Here is a 17,007-nt window from a genome sequence, read left to right on the forward strand (position 1 = left end):
CCTACGATTGAGTGAATGCTCATGACTGCTATTATTTGGTAGCCGCTATTTTATGAGTGTCACCATATAAAAGATAGTCATCAGATAGGTGAATATCATAAACTATTAAAACTGTCCTATAAAGCATCCCTTTAATTAATCTCGTACGTATTTAAAATATGGATTATCAATGACTTCTATTCCTCTTTGTTTACCCGACTCTATCACGCCTGAGCAATTCTTGAGGGAGTACTGGCAAAAAAAGCCATTACTTATTAAACAAGGTCTACCACAGTTAGTCGGCATGTTCGAGACCGATGACATGCTTGGTCTTGCGCTTGAAGAAGATGCAAGCGCGCGTCTGCTGACTCAAGCAGCGAGTAAGACAGAAGGTCAGGCACAATGGCAACTCAAAAAAAGCCCATTGACTGAAATTGATTTTGAAAACTTGCCAGAACAATGGACTGTACTGGTTCAGAATATGGAACAATGGTCACCTGAACTGGGTCAATTATGGCAAGCATTTGACTTTATTCCGCAGTGGCAGCGTGATGACATTATGGTCTCATATGCGCCTACAGGCGGTTCAGTCGGTAAACATTATGACGATTACGATGTGTTTTTAGCACAAGGCTACGGCTCCCGGCGTTGGCAGCTCGGCAAATTCTGTGATAAAAGCACTGAGTTTGTCGCAGACGAGCCAATTCGATTATTTGATAATATGGGCAAGATTATCTTTGATGAGATATTAGAAGCCGGCGACGTGCTCTATGTACCGCCAAAATTATCACATTTCGGTGTGGCACAGGATGATTGTCTAACGTTCTCTTTTGGATGTCGTCGTCCTAACCTCATGCAAATTATTGATAGTGTGGCTGATATCGCAACCAATGACAGCAGTTTATTCATCCCGATGCTGCTACCCCAAGCGCTACAGAACTCAGGGGAATTACAAGCGGACAGCATCGCGGCTATTAAAGCGCAGCTACTAGAGATGCTACAATCTGAGCGTGGCGACGATATCATTCGTCAAGCAGTGTCGGAAGTCGTGAGCAAACGTCAATATGATGCGCTGGTACCTGAAGAGACGGTAGATACTGATGAGTTAATGCAAGCCCTGCTCGATGGCGCAACCCTGCAAGCCGACTATAGCAATCGTTTGCTTTATAGCCAGACCAGTGATGGCATCGTGCTATATGCTAATGGTCAACGTATCGATGGTCTGGATGCTGCGGCAATAGCCATATTAGCGCGTTTGGCTAATGGCGAACACTTACAACATAGCGATGTCACAGATATCGATCCTGATGACTTAAGTGAATGGCTTGAAAATGGCTGGGTATGGATAGATCACGCTGAATAGTAATGAGTTAGCATAGTAAAATAGCTCTTATACACGCATAAAAAACCCGATAGCTGATGACTCAGATATCGGGTTTTTATTATGCTCTATATTCTACTAAGTACCTAGCTCCAGCAAACTTGCATTACCACCAATAGCAGTGGTATTAATCGTAATCACTCTTTCTGTGACAAATCGATAGAGATAATCTGGCGTAAGCATCTCAGATAGCTCTTTCATATCACTAACAGCAATAACTTGAGTCAAGATACCATCAGTGTCGGCAAGCGTCTGGCTGATCTCTTGGATCTCGCTAGTATCACCTGCGACTGCCACTTGTGCTAAGCGGTCGATATAGAGCAAAGTCACCGTTTGCGCGTCGTTAGCCACGCTTAACACATCGTCGCTGATACCCGTATCATACAGTATTTTTGCTGCCTCATCGCACATCTCATATTGGCTAGGGCAATGCAATATGACCTCATTACCAGTGAGCAATGCAGCGATCAGTTGACCGAGCACTGCCATTGTTGTCGCTGATTCTGCGCCGATGACCATAGTCTTGCCACGGGCAGTCATATACAGATCATTGGACTCACCTGTCGCCCCTACCATACGCTCGACATCATCGAGCTTAGGTGCAGCGCTCAATAGATGATGGAATAAACGCTTAGCTCTAGCCGCGTTGCCTGTCAATAGGGCAAGCTTAGGAATAGCTGCCTCTAAATAAGGGGCACGGTTGACCGCGCCAAGTAACCGCCAAGCTTCACAAACTTGCGCATGATTTGTTTTGAATTCATTTGTCATAATGCTACTCCCTACGCGAGTTCTGTTTGGATCTGATTGTTGAGGGCGGCTTGATCGGTATTCGCTGACTTGGTCGTTAAAGATTCGGTCGTCGCTGTTTGAATAACAAGCTTCATAAGACGCGCCACGTAATGTGGTCCACCTGCTTTGGGGCCTGTACCCGATAATCCGCAACCACCAAAGGGCTGAACGTTGACGACTGCGCCGATTTGGTTACGGTTGATATAAGTATTACCTACGACAGTGCGGCGTTCGATATGTTCAGCGATATTTTCAATGCGGCTATGGATGCCTAGCGTAAGACCAAAACCTGTCGCATTAATCGCATCAATAAGTTTGTCTAGATCACGCGCTTTGTAGCGTAGTACATGCAATATCGGACCGAAATGCTCGCCGCCGATGACATCGATACTTTGGACTTCAATGGCTGTTGGCAATACAAAAGTCGCGTCATCTTCACCGATCACCGAACTTGCACTCATCGGCGTCTGCGCCAAAATAGTCGCTGTCGGCTCTGCGATCATGCGCTCGATATGTGCCTCAAGTCCTTGTTTAGCAGTGCTATCGATCACAGGCCCTACGTCAGTTGCCGCGTAAGTTGGGTTACCTACGATGAGCTCTGCCATATTACCCTGAAGGAGTTCAATCAGATTATCGGCGATATCTTCTTGTATGCATAGGATACGACAAGCAGAGCAGCGTTGTCCTGCTGAACCAAAGGCGGACAGTACCGCATCTTTGACCACTTGCTCTGGCAAAGCGGTCGAATCGACAATCATCGCATTTTGACCACCGGTTTCAGCGATTAGGATTGGCAGCTCACCACTCGCTTGTGCGTGATTGTTCAGGCTTTGATTGATACGCTGAGCGGTTTGGGTCGAGCCTGTGAACACGACACCAGCCAAATGATCAGCACCAGTTAGCGCCGCTCCCACTTCGCCGCCACCGATGACCAATTGCAGCGCCTCGTTTGGTATGCCTGCTTGATACATAAGCTGCGCACCAAAATGAGCGATTAAGCTGGTCTGTTCGGCAGGCTTTGCGACTACAGTATTGCCAGCAGCTAAAGCGGCGACAATTTGACCTGTATAGATAGCAAGCGGAAAATTCCACGGACTGATACAGACGATGGTGCCACGTGCCTTATAGACTTGTTTAGACCGCTTACCATTTAAATCCGTAAACTCGTGCGATGTGGTCTCTAGACGCTCGGCTTCATCCGCATAAAAGCGGCAAAAATCAACGGCTTCTTTAATCTCATCAATGCTATCTTGTGTCGTTTTACCTGCTTCTATTTGACACAGCGCCATTAGCTCTGCGTAGTTTGCCTCATAAAGATCAGCAATCTTGCGTAAAGTATCGGCACGCTTGCTAGCAGGCACTGCTTGCCAAGCGTCTTGTCCTGCGACAGCGGCATCTATAGCTTGAGTAGCAATAGCGGCATTGGCGTAATATGCCTCGCCTGCTATAACCTCATGATTCCAAGGTGCACGGACGCTATGATTTTCAAGCGGCTGCACTGTGCCATTATTATCATATTCATTAATAGCATTACCGTTCACGATGGAGGTCGCTGACCATGTTTTTTCTGATTGCTCATTGATAGCTGCTTTTAGCGGCGTCCACTGCGACTCCACAAAGATATTGGAGCCAAAACTAGCACAGCGTTTGCCATAGATATCGAGTGGTAGCGGGATATCAGGGTTATGCAAATACTCATTGGTGAGTAGTTTGTCATAAGGATGCACAGTTAACTTATCAATAGGATAAGACTTATCTAGCAGCTGATGGACAAACGAGCTGTTGGCACCGTTTTCAAGCAAGCGGCGCACAAGATAAGGTAGTAAGTCATGATGAGCGCCAACGGGGGCATAGATACGTACAGGGATTTGATACGCCTGCAATATATGATCATAAAGCGCATCGCCCATGCCGTGTAGACGCTGGAACTCAAAATCTCTATGCGCGCTCATGGTCATCACAGAGGCGAGCGTATGAGCGTTGTGAGTGGCGAACTGCGGCCAGATGAGTCCGCGTAGATGCTCTGACAACAAGAAACGCGCACAGGCCAAATACGCCGTATCCGTACCTTCTTTGCGCGTCCAAACTGGATAGCCTGACAGCCCTTTTTGCTGGGCCAATTTGATCTCCGTATCCCAGTAAGCGCCTTTGACCAACCGCAGAGGAATACGGTCACCGACCTCCATCGCAAGGCGTGCAATCCAAGCAAATACCGCAATGGCGCGTTTTGAGTACCCTTGTACAACGAGACCAAGACCATCCCAGCCTTTAGTTAGCGGATCACGGTAGAGCGATTCAAAGAGTTTGAGAGATATCTCCAACCGATCGGCTTCTTCAGCATCAATACTAAGATCAACGTTGACCTCACGCGCTGCTTCTATGAGTAGCATACAGCGCAGGCGTAGTAGACCCATCACTTGCGTCTCTTGCGTGGCTTCATAACGCGGATGTAGTGCAGATAGCTTGATAGAGACGGACGGCTTTGGCATACCCTCTTTGACTTTGACATTGGCCGTTGCTTTGACGGCATGCAGATAGTCGTTAAAGTATTTTTCCGCGTCTTTGTGAGTGACAGCTGCTTCACCAAGCATATCGAATGAATAGGTATAGCCTTTATTACGATAAGGCTGGCTGTTTTTATTCGCCTCTTCAATAGTTTCGCCCAGCACAAACTGATGTCCCATGATACGCATAGCTCTTTGCATCGCACCGCGAATCATCGGCTCGCCCATCTTTTTGGTCATGCGATCCAAAAACCCTGAGGCAGTAGTACTACTATCGATACTAACCACACGGCCAGTCATCATCATGCCCCACGTTGAGGCATTGACCATAAAACCATTGTCATCTTTGAGATGCTTTTTCCAGTCAGCGATGCTCATCTTGTCACGGATAAGGGCATCGGCCGTATAGTTATCTGGCACACGAATCAAGGCTTCAGCCAGGCTCATAAGCAAGATACCCTCTTGAGTATCGAGGCTATATTCTAGCAGTAGCGAGTCTACCATCTTGATGGCTTTACCATCATTACGCACGTACTCAACGAGCTTACGTGTCTGCTCAGTGGCATCCGTGCGCTCTTGATCAGTAGGTTTTGCAAGGGGCAATAACGTGGTCAAGAACCGATCTTCATCGACGCTATACAAAGGCGAGATACGCGCGTATAGCTCAGCGCTTGAGTGATCTAAATATTCAGGCGCAAGCAAATCGATTGGATTGAATAAAATCGGCTCTTGTGGGGTAAACTTATCTATCGGGTGCATACCAACTCCATAACTATCGTTTAAAAACCATAATAAATGGGGCGTCAAAGCTTTTACCAAACTCAATGATAGAACAAGCCAGCTATGCATCATCTCTTATGCATAGCTGTCATTCATGACAAGATTATAAAAGCAAAACCGCGCCATCACAAAACAGGCAGGTCTGAGCGAGTCAGACACGGTTAAGTAGGTCGCTTGCGTGCTAAACGGGCTACATTAACAATATAAAGGCAATAAAAATTAAGCAGCATTAGTGCCTTCTTCTTGTTTGTAGTGAAAGGAGTGATCAACATTACGAGTAGACTCAAAATGGTAATCTGGCGGGGCTAATTCACTGTAAGAAAAACCTCTACGGCGTTGATTGAGGTGATGCGCTTAACCTCCTCATATTAGCATGAAATAATGCTGTGACCAACGATATTAATTGATTATTTCAACAGATATGTTATGTAAAAACAAATAGATAGTACCTTGTTTAAGCAAAGATGAAGGTTTGGATTATTTTTCACTTTAAGGTTAACAAATACAATGACATAACTTATATTAAGTACGACTATCCTAACTACAAACCCCTTTTCATCTTAGATGATAAAAAGGGGTTTGTAGTTATCGCTATTGGTTCAATCTTGTCTATAAAAACACAATTTTTGCGAGTAAGACAATCGTCAACACCCAAACTGGAATGGTAATCTCAGAGAACCTACCGGTCATAAATTTGGCCGCGGTAAAGGTAATAAAGCCAAGCGCAATACCATCAGCAATAGAATAAGTCAGCGGCGTAAGCAGTAGCACGACCGCGACAGGCGCCGCTTCTGTCAGATCTTCCCAGTTGATGTCTTTTAGAGTAAAGAGCATCAACACTGATACATAGAATATCGCTCCAGCAGTGGCGTAAACAGGAATCATGCCTGCTAGTGGCGCAAAGAAAATACTGAGTAAAAACAGTACGCCAACGGTCACCGCCATCAAACCTGTGCGACCACCTGAAGCTACCCCTGATACACTTTCAATATAACTGGTCGTCGATGACGTACCAAGTAGAGAGCCTGCTACCGTCGCCGTTGAATCTGCCAATAGCGCTTTACCCATGTTAGGGATATTGCCATTCTTGTCAATCAACCCCGCTTTGCTAGTGATACCGACCAAACTACCAGCGGTGTCGAATAAATCAACGAATAAAAAAGCAAAGATAACACTAATCATAGTAATGTCGAATGCGCCTGCAATATCAAGCTGCATAAAGGTTGGCGCGATAGACGGCGGCGCTGAGATAATACCTGTAAACTGCGTCTGACCTGCCAACAAGCTAATCACAGTGATGATCAAAATACCTATAGTCACCGCGCCTGGTATTTTTTTGTACACAAGGCCAATGATAAGAAAGAAGCCGAGTGCGGCCATCATCGGTGAGAACGATTTCATATCCCCTAAAGTAACCAAAGTCGCGTCTTGTCCGATGATAATGCCAGAGCTTTGCAAGGCGATGAATGCTAAAAACGCGCCAATACCTGCCACAATGCCTTGCTTGAGCGCATTAGGAATAGCGTTGATAATCCATTCACGTATCTTAAACAAGCTCAAGAGAATAAAAAGACACCCTGATAGAAATACAGCGCCAAGCGCCGTCTCCCACGCGTAGCCCATACCAAGTACCACGCCATAAGTAAAAAAGGCGTTCAATCCCATACCTGGTGCTAGTGCGACAGGCAAACGGGCATAAATCCCCATGATAAAACAGCCGATGGCGGCGGCCAGACAAGTCGCGACAAACACAGCCCCTTTGTCCATACCTGCTTCTGCTAGGACATTTGGATTGACGAAAATGATATAAGCCATCGTCAAAAAGGTGGTAATACCAGCAAGGATTTCTGTTTTGATGGTGGTGTTGTCACCATTAATCCCAAAGTAGCGTTCTATTGCATTCATAAGTAGTGCGCCCAGCTTGCTTGTAGATAAAGGTAAAGTTGACAGTACTTTCTATGATAAGTACCCGTTTATCGTCAAAGATAACAACGTTTAAAAGATAATAACGTTTAAAAGATAATAACGTTTAAAAGATAATAACGTTTAAAAGATAATAACGTCTATATGATAATATACGACAGTAAGAATGATCTCTTACCGAAGGAGATAATGATATAAAAGGTAGTGTTAACAAAGCGCAACATTTTAGATAAATTACGACATGATTTCAATCGTTACTCGTGCCTTATGGGTATAAAAGCTAAAGTAGAGCGATAATGTTCTTTAAAGGTATCCACCTAACTCGCAAAATATTTATATTACCTTTATATAAGCGCTACTATGAGGATAAAATACACTCCATGCTTTTATTATAAAGGGCAGCTATCTTTACGATGCATTACCTTTTAGAATATGCCGATTACTCAAGCCATCGTTACTTACTCGTGAGCGCCTCAAATGCCTGAATCATTGAATATTATTGACCTTATTACCGATGCCAGTTTATTGGTACAGCTTGTTATGGCGCTTCTACTATTAGCGTCTCTACTTAGCTGGGTCATTATCTTTCGCTTGAGCGCGCGTTTAGGTACTGCCAAACGCTTCGATACTCAATTTGAAACGTGGTTTTGGTCTGGTGAAGACTTAGCTAAGCTGTATCAAGGTATTCAAGGATCGCCTGATCGTCAGGGACTTGAGCAGATATTTTATGTGGGGTTCTCAGAGTACCTAAGAATGCACAAAAAACGCCAGCCAAAAGATGACATCATTGATGGCGTTGAGCGCAAACTGCGTGTGGGTTTAGGGCGTCAGCAGCAGATGCTAGAGTCCGGTATACCAGCACTTGCCAGTATCGGTTCTGTCGCGCCTTATATCGGTCTGTTCGGCACAGTATGGGGCATTATGAATGCCTTTTTGGGACTCTCACAAACGGAGCAAGCTACCCTAGCCTCTGTAGCACCTGGTATCGCAGAAGCCCTCATCGCTACTGCCATGGGTCTGTTTGCCGCTATTCCTGCGGTACTCGCTTATAACCATTTTACTGCCAAATCTAGCCGACTCTACGAGTCTCGCGCGCTATTTTGTGATGAGATGACGGGCATGCTACAACGCGAAACTAGCACGCAAAGTGCCCTTCTACGCGAGACGAGTATCGCACAAAACAAGGCGACCGGCCTATGAAATCTAGTCATTACCAGCGACCCAAAAAAGCCCTCAATGCTAATATGAATGTCGTGCCTTATATCGATGTCATGCTCGTACTTTTGGTTATATTTATGGTCACAGCCCCTATGCTAACTACAGGCGTCGATGTTGATTTGCCCAAAGAGCAAGCCAGTACTTTGACCCAAAATCAACTACCCGTTATCGTCTCCTTAACCGATAATGGTGAGATCTTTATTAGTTATGAGAATAATATGGATATGCCGATCAGTGAGCCTGAACTCATAGAGGTACTCTCTAACCTGCAAGCTCAGTATCTAAGCTCAGGTGAGGCGCCTGTACAGGTCATGATCAATGCGGATCAAAACAACCAATATGGCTCTATCGTGGCACTTATGGCAAGCTTACAGCGAGCAGGTATTGCAAAAGTTGGACTATTAACAGGGGCGCCTTTACCCACTCCTCAGATATGATCTATTTGATAAAGAATAGGCTAATTAGCAGTAATTATACTAATAAAACATTATCTACTATCGCCATAACTGTTTTATAATCAATTATTTACTCTCATGTATGAGTATCCTTGCAATGAATAATGCGCCTGTTGTCTTCTTACCGACTGAGCCTGAGAGCAATGGGCTAACCTTGCCTATGCTGCTCAGCCTGCTGGCGCATGGTATTGTCCTTGGTATTCTGATTTATCATTATCAAACACCTGTGATAGAGACCGCCGGCAGCATTGAAACCACGATGGTATCGCCTGAACAGCTGGCTCAGATGCAAGGACAAATACTAGCCAATCGAGCGGCTGCGGCAAGTGGACAGCAAACAAGCGGCGATCCTAGTGACAGCTCAAACAGCGAAACTGCTAGTGAGCCTGTTAACCCTAATGTGTATACCTCTGAATCATCTAGTCGCTCGCAAACCTCACAACCTAGCTCACGAAGCGTTCCCGTGTTTTTGCAATCGGATGACGCGGCTGATACCCCGATACTCATGAGTCAAGAGCGACAAGATCAATATGCTCGGCAGTCAGAAGAGTATCAGCGCAACCTTGCCGAGTGGTCAGCTGAGCAGCAAGCCATTACTGATGAAAGGTTAGCGCGTGTTGAGCAAAGAAAACAGCAAGACGATAGAGCTATTAATAATAGGCTCAAAGAGTTTCAAGACAAGCAGCTTAATCCGCCCAAGATTGAAAGGCCAAAGAGTAACCAGCGTAATATAGAGATTACCTCTGGTAGTTCAGGCAGTACTGGTAAGAGTTTTAGCCTATCAGATGGTGAATCGACGATATCTGGTGACACCTCAACGACTAGTACCCAATCTGGTGATAGCCGTTCGGCAGGTGGTAGCTCCGGTGCGAGTAATAGTGAAATCGTGGCGCTTATCAGACGTAACTACCAGCCTCCAGTAGCGGCTAAAGGATCAACGCAGCGCACGACTTTAACGATTACCGTTCGCTCAAATGGTGATGTGGCAAGTGTCACCGCATCAGGCCCTGATAATGCCGTCAATGAAGCGGCGCGCCAAGCGGTACTCAGTACTGGAAATCTGCCTATCGATACTGATGATCCCAAATATCCTACTTTCAATGTACAATTCAAAGGTAGCAACTGAAAATAGCGACTTTGAGATAATTAGGTGTCGTTTAGAGACGATAACTGGTTATTTTTAATACTATTTTGATAGATATTACCGTAATGAGCTTGCGCCTAGTGCTCCATTAGCCTATTTTGATACTCAAATAATTTTATATTACTCTCATCTAGGAGTCTGATTTGGTTATGCGTACTCACAAAACACTTTTGCTTACTTTGCTTACTGGCGTGTCAAGTTTGCTAGTAGCGCCAAACTTACTGGCAGCGCCCGTTGTACTAGAGCTAGATTATGATATCCCTGTACAACAAAACCAAGTGGCGTTTGTGCCATTTGCTGGTGACTCTACCTTATCATCTGTCATCTTGAATGATTTGAGTAGAACTGAGCTTAATGTGACTAGCAAAGGCTTGCCGCAGCAGCCTCGTAGCATCACTGAACTATCGGGCACTCTACCCGTCTGGCAAAGTATGGGTATTCCTTATTTGGTCGTCGGTAGCACGCGCAGCAATCGTGGCAAAATCGTCACCGATTACGAAGTCATAGACGTAAAAGCGGGCCGAACCATAGAGGGCAAGCAGACCCTAAGTGCTGATAACAATAGCCAAAGCTTACGTTATGCAGGTCACGTCATCGCTGACAAGGTCTATGAGTTGATTACCGGTATACCAGGCGACTTCTCAGGACGCATTGCTTACATCGAAGAGACTGGCGTTGGTATAAACAAAGTTTCACGTCTAAAAGTCATGGACGCTGATGGGGAAAATGGCAACACTATCACCGAGGTAAACGGTTCTATCTTTTCGCCCGCTTGGTCCCCTGATGCCAGTCGCATCGCCTATACAGTACAACGAGACAAATCCTACCCTGTCATTTACGTACAAAACGTCAGCGGTGGCGGTGCAACGACAGTAACGCCCTATAAGGGCAGTAACATGAGTCCTGCGTTCTCACCAGATGGTAGCAAAATTCTGTTCTCAAGTAGCTTTGAGGGTAGCGCTGATATTTATGAGATCAATGCAGGCGGTGGTAACTTGCGCAAACTGACCAATTGGCCAAGTAGCGAAGTTCAGCCAAATTACGCGCCTGACGGTAGATCTTTTGTTTTTGTCTCTGACAAGACTGGCTTTAATAAACCACAAATATACCGCTATGAGTTTGGCTCTGGCCGCATCTCAAAAGTATCTAACAGCGGTTATGCTACTACGCCCAAATTCAATAATGACGGATCGCAAATTGGGTTTTTGAGTGGCTCATCAGCAGCGATTATGAACAGTAGCGGTCAGGTGGTCACCAACATTGGCAATACGGGTATGGATGAAGGCGTTAGCTTCTCCCCTAACGGCAAACGCGTGGTCTATGCCTCAAGCCAAGGCGGCAAAGGCGTCATTACTATCAAATCGCTAAATGGTGGTAAGGCGTTTGGTAAGTCAGGTCAAGGCGTCATCAAGTCTCCTGTGTGGTCTGCAAGCCCAAACTAAACCGTTTATAGTACTAAAAAGCGCCTGATAGTGTTGTCAGGCGCTTTTTATTGAGGTAGACAAAGACCCTATTCGCTAGGATCATAATCGGGCGGATTGTAATGTCTGCGCTACGTCTTTGGCAATATATAATACTTGATGACCTTGTTGACACCAATCAATAACAAAATCATCTGATATCAATTTACAATATACTAATTCTCTTTTTTAGTAATGATAATATCGAGCCTACGATGAGACTTCTTACACTCAACTATCCTCTATTTTACACTTTTTGTGTCGCTCTGCTTCTTACTGGCTGCCAATCCTTTCAGTTCGGAGGTAGCCCTATCCCCGTAACCGCAACCCCTACGACAAGTGGCTCAGATACCTCTATTACCGATCCAATCGGCCCAAAGTCAGTAAGCGACATCTCTTTGGACGATAAGTAAAGACAAAAAAAACGCCTTTATCGGCGTCTTTTATATCAATGAATCTTTGACTAAGAACAACGAGCTATTCTGATGGCTGATGCTTGATAATGGTTTTTGCCAAGTGATCACCGAACCAAATAGCAGTATCGATATCGCCCTTGCCCGGTGTCTGTTCAGGCGGACCGTCTAGTGACTGTGTCATCAGTCCCAAAAAACTCGATAGACGATTGAGGTCAGTGGACTCATGGCCGGTCGGCATCAGCGGCAGTCCGATCCAGTTCATACCGTGTTGCATACAGTACAGATTAATCTGTTGCAACACCGCAAGCTTATCACCACTTAAACCACCAGAATTAGCAAATCCAGCAGCCCACTTGCCCTCCCACTTACGGTTATACCAGCGTTTTGAGGTCTCATCCATAAAGGTCTTAAACTCAGCAGTAACGCTACCCATGTAGACGGCGCTACCAAAGACTAGTAGATCCGCTTGATCTAGATAGTCCCAATCAACCTCATAGACATCAACCGCTTTTGCTTGCGTGTCTGGTAATTGTTGGCGCGCGCCTTCAACGATGGCCTCGGCCACACGTCTGGTATGACCATAATTACTATGAAAGATCACAGCAATAGAGACGCTAGGTACCTCTTTGAGGCGACTAGTGGGTTGCGATGAGGTGTCAGGTGTATTCATACAAGCTCTAATAATGTCTAATAAATGATAGGTTTAAGGGTTTGGTAAAAGGTGACTACGTACGATGATCAGCGCCATTCTTCCTGTAGCAGGCTCTTGTATATGCGTCTGACGTCGATAAGAATAATAGCGAGTATCCTCATAACTACAGTCTACTGGCAAATTAGTACTCAGAGTAATGCCTAGAGCAGTCAGCTGATCGGCTGCAAGTCTTGGTAAGTTTAGCTTAATTTTACCTGCGTTTACTTTAGCGTAATTTGATAATTTATCAAGGGTCTTATGTAAATATTGAGAAGCACTCTGTGTCTTATTAAGACGATTGGCATAGGCCTCAGTATCAGTATCAGTATCAGTATCAGTATCAGACGCTACGCTATATAGAAGCTCAAACTCTCTTATAGTAGAGGCAGCTAACAGTTCATGCTCTACGCATCCTGCTAACAACTTATCACGTACGTGTTGGTCAACTTCATAATGCTCTTGACTGATACAAGCGCCCATCCAAGCTATTATCGGACTTGAACGAGTAAAACGCTCGGCGGCACTCTTTATCACTCCGCAAGCAAGTCCCTGCCAGCCTGCATGAATGGCAGCTATCTGTCCACTGGCAGGCTGATGCAATACGATAGGCACGCAATCTGCGGTCATAATCGCAAGTCCGACATCGCTTTGAGTACTAACCATCGCATCAGCCGCCACTGGCTGCATCCCGATAAGGGTATTATCAATATCATAAACGTGGCTGCCATGCACTTGACTGACCCAGTGCAAGCGTTCTATGGGAGCAAAATGACGCTCTTTTAGCTGCTCGTTAATAGTGCTGAGAAGTTGCATACGATTATTCAATACTCGTATAGGATCGTCCAAAACATGCAAGCCTAGATTGAAGTCACCATAACGTGCTTGTCCTACAGATAATGCTTTTTGCTTATCAACAAAAGCTCTGGTCTGAAAGACCGCACTATCACCTAGCATCGCTATGAGCTCTACAGGATAGCGTTTAGCAGTCATGGCTTGTGTTCCTACTCTATTTAATTAATCAAGGTCTAAATGAGTAACAACTCAAATTACTCGTCACTCAAGATAGCAATCAGTGACTTCATATCCTCTGGAATAGGCGCCATTACTTCAACGTCCTCGCCTGTAGTCGGATGCACAAATCCCAATCGATAAGCATGCAAGGCTTGACGAGGAAAATGACTAATAGTCTCACGCTGCGCCTCTGTCAGACCAGCGCGCAGCTGACGACGCCCGCCATAAACGCGATCGCCTACGATAGGATAAGTGATATGACTCAAATGCACGCGAATCTGATGGGTACGACCCGTTTCAAGCCCCACATCCAATAAGCAGTAGTTGTTATTCAGCGCGGTAATATCAAGCAGATGCGTCACCGCATCACGTCCAGCAGTCATGACAGTCATCTTGGTACGCTGGTTGCGATGGCGACCGATTGGTGCATCAATTCTTATATGACGCTTAAGACTGGCCTGATCGCCTGCGACCACGCACTGATAATGACGGTACACAGACTTATCTTTGAGCTGCGCCATAAGTGCCATTTGTGCAGGTTTGGTTTTGCCAATCAACAGTAACCCTGAAGTATCCTTATCGATCCGATGCACTAACCCTGCACGCGGCAGATGGTGCTGCTGCGGATAATGGTAAAGTAGCGCATTGACCAGCGTACCCGTTTGGTTGCCCGCACCAGGATGTACCACCATACCGACAGGCTTATTAATGACGAGCACCTCATCGTCTTCGAATATGACATCGATAGCGATATTCTCTGGCTGATCGCTACTATGCTGCTGTAGCGTCGTCGATAGATGAATGACATCGCCTTCCTTAACGCGGTATTTGGGTTTTTGCACGCAGCCATTACAGAGCAAACTCCCATCACTGACCCAGCCTTGCAACTGAGCACGTGAAAAATCCGTAAAGGCTAGCGCGGCGAGTTTATCAATACGCAGACCCGCCTCATTACTTGCTACCGTATGACTCCCATCGATGACGACAGGTACAGATCGTCCTACGTCGACTGTCTCATCGTCATCATCACTGTCGTTGTCGATCAAATCATCATCTGTAGATTGAGCGTCTGTGGTAACGTCATCCGCTACCTCACTATCTTGTAATTCAAGAGTGGTATCTGACGCTTTGCCTGTAGTTACACGAGTCGACTCTTGCTTATTCGCAACTTGACTCTCAAAAGAGGTGTCATCGTTCAACTCAGATGTTGATGACTCCATAGCTGATAGTTGCGTTGGCGTTACTTTGGTTGTCATGGCATCATTATTCATAGCAGATTCGTATTTATCAAAGTCATTAATGAAGTGTACATTTATCGAATAGCACTTATTAGGTGACGGGTATCAAATGGCTCTTATCGAGTGAACTTTATAATATAAGCAAAATATAATATAGACAAAACTGCGCATGAATTAAGGGAACTAAAACCGCAGATTTGATATCGCCCTAGTGTATCATGCCAGCCTCTTAAGCCCTATAGCCACTCACAGTTATCTCCTCTACTTCATACAAAGTCTTATTTGAATATTGATGAGGAGGATAATCTAACATCGGCGTAACGGACTGTGTAGTTATCGATGCCAGTAGCAATTCATATCCCTCGCCGTTATACCTCGTGTTAAACTGCAAAACGAGTCACTAAAAATTATCATGCTCACTGTTATTGTATAAAATTGTCCCTATTTTGCTGTATGCTATGGCACTATATTGAATCAGAAATACAATTGAGCCAACAATATAAATGCCCTATTTGCGCTTAAGCGAAAGCTTGCACTATAAAAGCCTGTCTACTGATAGATACAAACACTGTGACGGTTGCAAGCTGCGCCTTTATCATTAACTTATTATAAGCATATAGCATTCACGCTATCATGCGTCTTGTGTCGGAGAAGAAGTATGCACGCTGCTCGCAATACCTTTATTAAGCTATCCTCAGTAACGATGCTGGCACTCAGTGTCAGCTTGGTCGGTTGTCAGACCTTTAATAACCTAACCGGCAAAGATGTCGATGCGGTCGCCACAGCTGAAAAGTCAGAGCAAGGCTATTACGGCGGCGCTATCGAAAAAATCAATAAAGGTCGCTACACGCAAGCGGTAGAGGATTTGAACAATCTGCGCACCTTTTATCCCACTGGGCAGTACGCGGAGCAAGCGTTATTAGATACTATGTATGCTCAGTACGAGGCGGGTGAATTTGAGTCAGCAGCGAGCAGTGCCGAGCGTTTTATTAGTCTTTATCCGTCCAACCCGCAAGTGAGCTATGCCTATTATGTACGCGGCGTAGCTAATATGGAGGGACCATCGGGCGGTATCACTATATTTAAGACCAATCAAGCGGAGCGCGATACCTCGTTTTTGCGTATTGCCTTTGCAAACTTTCAAGAGCTGGTTAATAAATATCCAAACAGTCCTTATGCACCAGACGCCGCTCAGCGCATGACGTTTTTGTACAATCAGTTTGCAAAGAGTGAGATAAATGCTGCTGATTGGTACATTGAGCGCGAAGCTTATGTTGCGGCGGTCAACCGTGCCAAATGGGTATTTCAGTATTATCCACAAAGCGATTCCACACCCAAAGCGCTATCTATTCTCGCTTATAGTCATGAGCAGTTAGGACTTGATGATTTGGCACAAGAGTACAAGACGCTATTACAGCTCAACTACCCGAACACTTTGACTGATAATGGCCGCGTTAATCTCGATACCAAACGCGATCGCACTTTTTTGAACAAAATAACCTTTGGTAAACTTGGCCGTGCCAATACGTCAAATACTACAGCTGTAGACGGTCAATATACTGGCGCGACCAAAACACAGATCGTGCGCGCGGCAGCGCAGCTTAGATTGCCAAGCAATGCGACAACGACTAGCGCTGATAATACCATTAACTTCTCACAAAATCGTACGGGTGGACTCAATATTGGTTTAGGTCTGCCTGAGGAGTCAACGGAGCAAATCACAAGCCAAGGCAGCACCGCGTCTGCTGCAAGAGAGGCGACTGTTGATCCCCAAAACATCAATCCTACGCGCCGTACCACTCTGCCTAGTGATAACGTCAGCGACCGTATTCAGCTCAATACCCCTGATCTAATCGATGCTGATGATGACATAGAAGACACTGAATAAGTTGTCGGTTTTGATGATCTAACCCCTCTTGCATCCTACACAAGGTCAACGATAATGTTGGCCTTGTTTTTCTGTCCGATTTCTTATCACCGCTCACCCTTTTATCGCCCTATGGTAAACTATTTATTGT

General features: G+C 45.3%; 13 protein-coding genes. 7 read left to right on the top strand and 6 right to left on the bottom strand.

The window, feature by feature from the left end:
* Positions 1 to 169: 169 nt before the first annotated feature.
* Positions 170 to 1,342 (top strand): cupin domain-containing protein, encoded by a 1,173-nt coding sequence (locus ACR64G_RS07075; protein WP_435978614.1) that lies wholly within the window; start codon positions 170 to 172, stop codon positions 1,340 to 1,342.
* A 96-nt stretch (positions 1,343 to 1,438) separates the two neighbouring features.
* On the opposite strand, the gene ACR64G_RS07080 is transcribed toward ACR64G_RS07075, so the two are convergent.
* The 3 genes from ACR64G_RS07080 to ACR64G_RS07090 form a co-directional block, all read right to left on the bottom strand.
* Entirely contained in the window at positions 1,439 to 2,128 is a 690-nt protein-coding gene (locus ACR64G_RS07080) for a 1-pyrroline-5-carboxylate dehydrogenase (protein ID WP_435978615.1), read from the bottom strand.
* An 11-nt stretch (positions 2,129 to 2,139) separates the two neighbouring features.
* On the bottom strand, positions 2,140 to 5,412 hold the full coding sequence (gene putA, locus ACR64G_RS07085; RefSeq protein ID WP_435978616.1) for a bifunctional proline dehydrogenase/L-glutamate gamma-semialdehyde dehydrogenase PutA: 3,273 nt from the start codon (positions 5,410 to 5,412) through the stop codon (positions 2,140 to 2,142).
* A gap of 630 nt (positions 5,413 to 6,042) precedes the next feature.
* Positions 6,043 to 7,338, bottom strand: a complete 1,296-nt coding sequence (locus tag ACR64G_RS07090) for an NCS2 family permease (RefSeq protein ID WP_435978617.1) — start codon at positions 7,336 to 7,338, stop codon at positions 6,043 to 6,045.
* Positions 7,339 to 7,833: 495 nt separating this feature from the next.
* Between ACR64G_RS07090 and tolQ the strand changes: the two genes are divergently transcribed.
* The 5 genes from tolQ to ACR64G_RS07115 all read left to right on the top strand — a co-directional run bounded on the left by tolQ (position 7,834) and on the right by ACR64G_RS07115 (position 12,046).
* Positions 7,834 to 8,556: a protein TolQ gene (gene tolQ, locus ACR64G_RS07095; RefSeq protein ID WP_435978618.1), complete on the top strand. Its 723-nt coding sequence runs from the start codon at positions 7,834 to 7,836 to the stop codon at positions 8,554 to 8,556.
* Entirely contained in the window at positions 8,553 to 9,011 is a 459-nt protein-coding gene (tolR, locus tag ACR64G_RS07100) for a protein TolR (RefSeq protein ID WP_435978619.1), read from the top strand. The genes tolQ and tolR overlap by 4 nt, the downstream gene beginning before the upstream one ends.
* 115 nt (positions 9,012 to 9,126) lie before the next feature.
* Positions 9,127 to 10,155: a TonB C-terminal domain-containing protein gene (locus tag ACR64G_RS07105; protein WP_435978620.1), complete on the top strand. Its 1,029-nt coding sequence runs from the start codon at positions 9,127 to 9,129 to the stop codon at positions 10,153 to 10,155.
* Positions 10,156 to 10,322: 167 nt separating this feature from the next.
* Complete coding sequence (locus ACR64G_RS07110; protein ID WP_435978621.1) at positions 10,323 to 11,615, top strand: translocation protein TolB; 1,293 nt, start codon at positions 10,323 to 10,325, stop codon at positions 11,613 to 11,615.
* Between the two features lie 233 nt (positions 11,616 to 11,848).
* Positions 11,849 to 12,046, top strand: coding sequence for a hypothetical protein (locus tag ACR64G_RS07115; RefSeq protein WP_435978622.1), 198 nt, complete (start codon positions 11,849 to 11,851; stop codon positions 12,044 to 12,046).
* A gap of 64 nt (positions 12,047 to 12,110) precedes the next feature.
* On the opposite strand, the gene ACR64G_RS07120 is transcribed toward ACR64G_RS07115, so the two are convergent.
* From ACR64G_RS07120 to ACR64G_RS07130, 3 genes are read right to left on the bottom strand one after another with little or no spacing between them, the layout of a single operon-like run.
* Positions 12,111 to 12,719: a flavodoxin family protein gene (locus ACR64G_RS07120; protein WP_435978623.1), complete on the bottom strand. Its 609-nt coding sequence runs from the start codon at positions 12,717 to 12,719 to the stop codon at positions 12,111 to 12,113.
* Positions 12,720 to 12,752: 33 nt separating this feature from the next.
* A complete protein-coding gene (locus tag ACR64G_RS07125; protein ID WP_435978624.1) occupies positions 12,753 to 13,730 on the bottom strand; it encodes a polyphenol oxidase family protein in 978 nt (325 codons plus the stop codon).
* A 56-nt stretch (positions 13,731 to 13,786) separates the two neighbouring features.
* On the bottom strand, positions 13,787 to 15,022 hold the full coding sequence (locus ACR64G_RS07130) for an RluA family pseudouridine synthase (protein ID WP_435978625.1): 1,236 nt from the start codon (positions 15,020 to 15,022) through the stop codon (positions 13,787 to 13,789).
* 625 nt (positions 15,023 to 15,647) lie between these two features.
* Between ACR64G_RS07130 and ACR64G_RS07135 the strand changes: the two genes are divergently transcribed.
* Positions 15,648 to 16,877, top strand: a complete 1,230-nt coding sequence (locus ACR64G_RS07135; RefSeq protein ID WP_435978626.1) for an outer membrane protein assembly factor BamD — start codon at positions 15,648 to 15,650, stop codon at positions 16,875 to 16,877.
* The last annotated feature ends 130 nt before the right edge of the window (positions 16,878 to 17,007 follow it).

The sequence above is a fragment of the Psychrobacter sp. DM4 genome (assembly GCF_051307035.1).
GTDB lineage: Bacteria > Pseudomonadota > Gammaproteobacteria > Pseudomonadales > Moraxellaceae > Psychrobacter.

Bases quoted from the DNA above. Each gene is read 5' to 3' on its own strand.
- ACR64G_RS07075 (WP_435978614.1), top strand. From the start codon at position 170: ATGACTTCTATTCCTCTTTGTTTACCCGACTCTATCACGCCTGAGCAA.
- ACR64G_RS07080 (WP_435978615.1), bottom strand. From the start codon at position 2,128: ATGACAAATGAATTCAAAACAAATCATGCGCAAGTTTGTGAAGCTTGG.
- putA (WP_435978616.1), bottom strand. From the start codon at position 5,412: ATGCACCCGATAGATAAGTTTACCCCACAAGAGCCGATTTTATTCAAT.
- ACR64G_RS07090 (WP_435978617.1), bottom strand. From the start codon at position 7,338: ATGAATGCAATAGAACGCTACTTTGGGATTAATGGTGACAACACCACC.
- tolQ (WP_435978618.1), top strand. From the start codon at position 7,834: ATGCCTGAATCATTGAATATTATTGACCTTATTACCGATGCCAGTTTA.
- tolR (WP_435978619.1), top strand. From the start codon at position 8,553: ATGAAATCTAGTCATTACCAGCGACCCAAAAAAGCCCTCAATGCTAAT.
- ACR64G_RS07105 (WP_435978620.1), top strand. From the start codon at position 9,127: ATGAATAATGCGCCTGTTGTCTTCTTACCGACTGAGCCTGAGAGCAAT.
- ACR64G_RS07110 (WP_435978621.1), top strand. From the start codon at position 10,323: ATGCGTACTCACAAAACACTTTTGCTTACTTTGCTTACTGGCGTGTCA.
- ACR64G_RS07115 (WP_435978622.1), top strand. From the start codon at position 11,849: ATGAGACTTCTTACACTCAACTATCCTCTATTTTACACTTTTTGTGTC.
- ACR64G_RS07120 (WP_435978623.1), bottom strand. From the start codon at position 12,719: ATGAATACACCTGACACCTCATCGCAACCCACTAGTCGCCTCAAAGAG.
- ACR64G_RS07125 (WP_435978624.1), bottom strand. From the start codon at position 13,730: ATGACTGCTAAACGCTATCCTGTAGAGCTCATAGCGATGCTAGGTGAT.
- ACR64G_RS07130 (WP_435978625.1), bottom strand. From the start codon at position 15,022: ATGAATAATGATGCCATGACAACCAAAGTAACGCCAACGCAACTATCA.
- ACR64G_RS07135 (WP_435978626.1), top strand. From the start codon at position 15,648: ATGCACGCTGCTCGCAATACCTTTATTAAGCTATCCTCAGTAACGATG.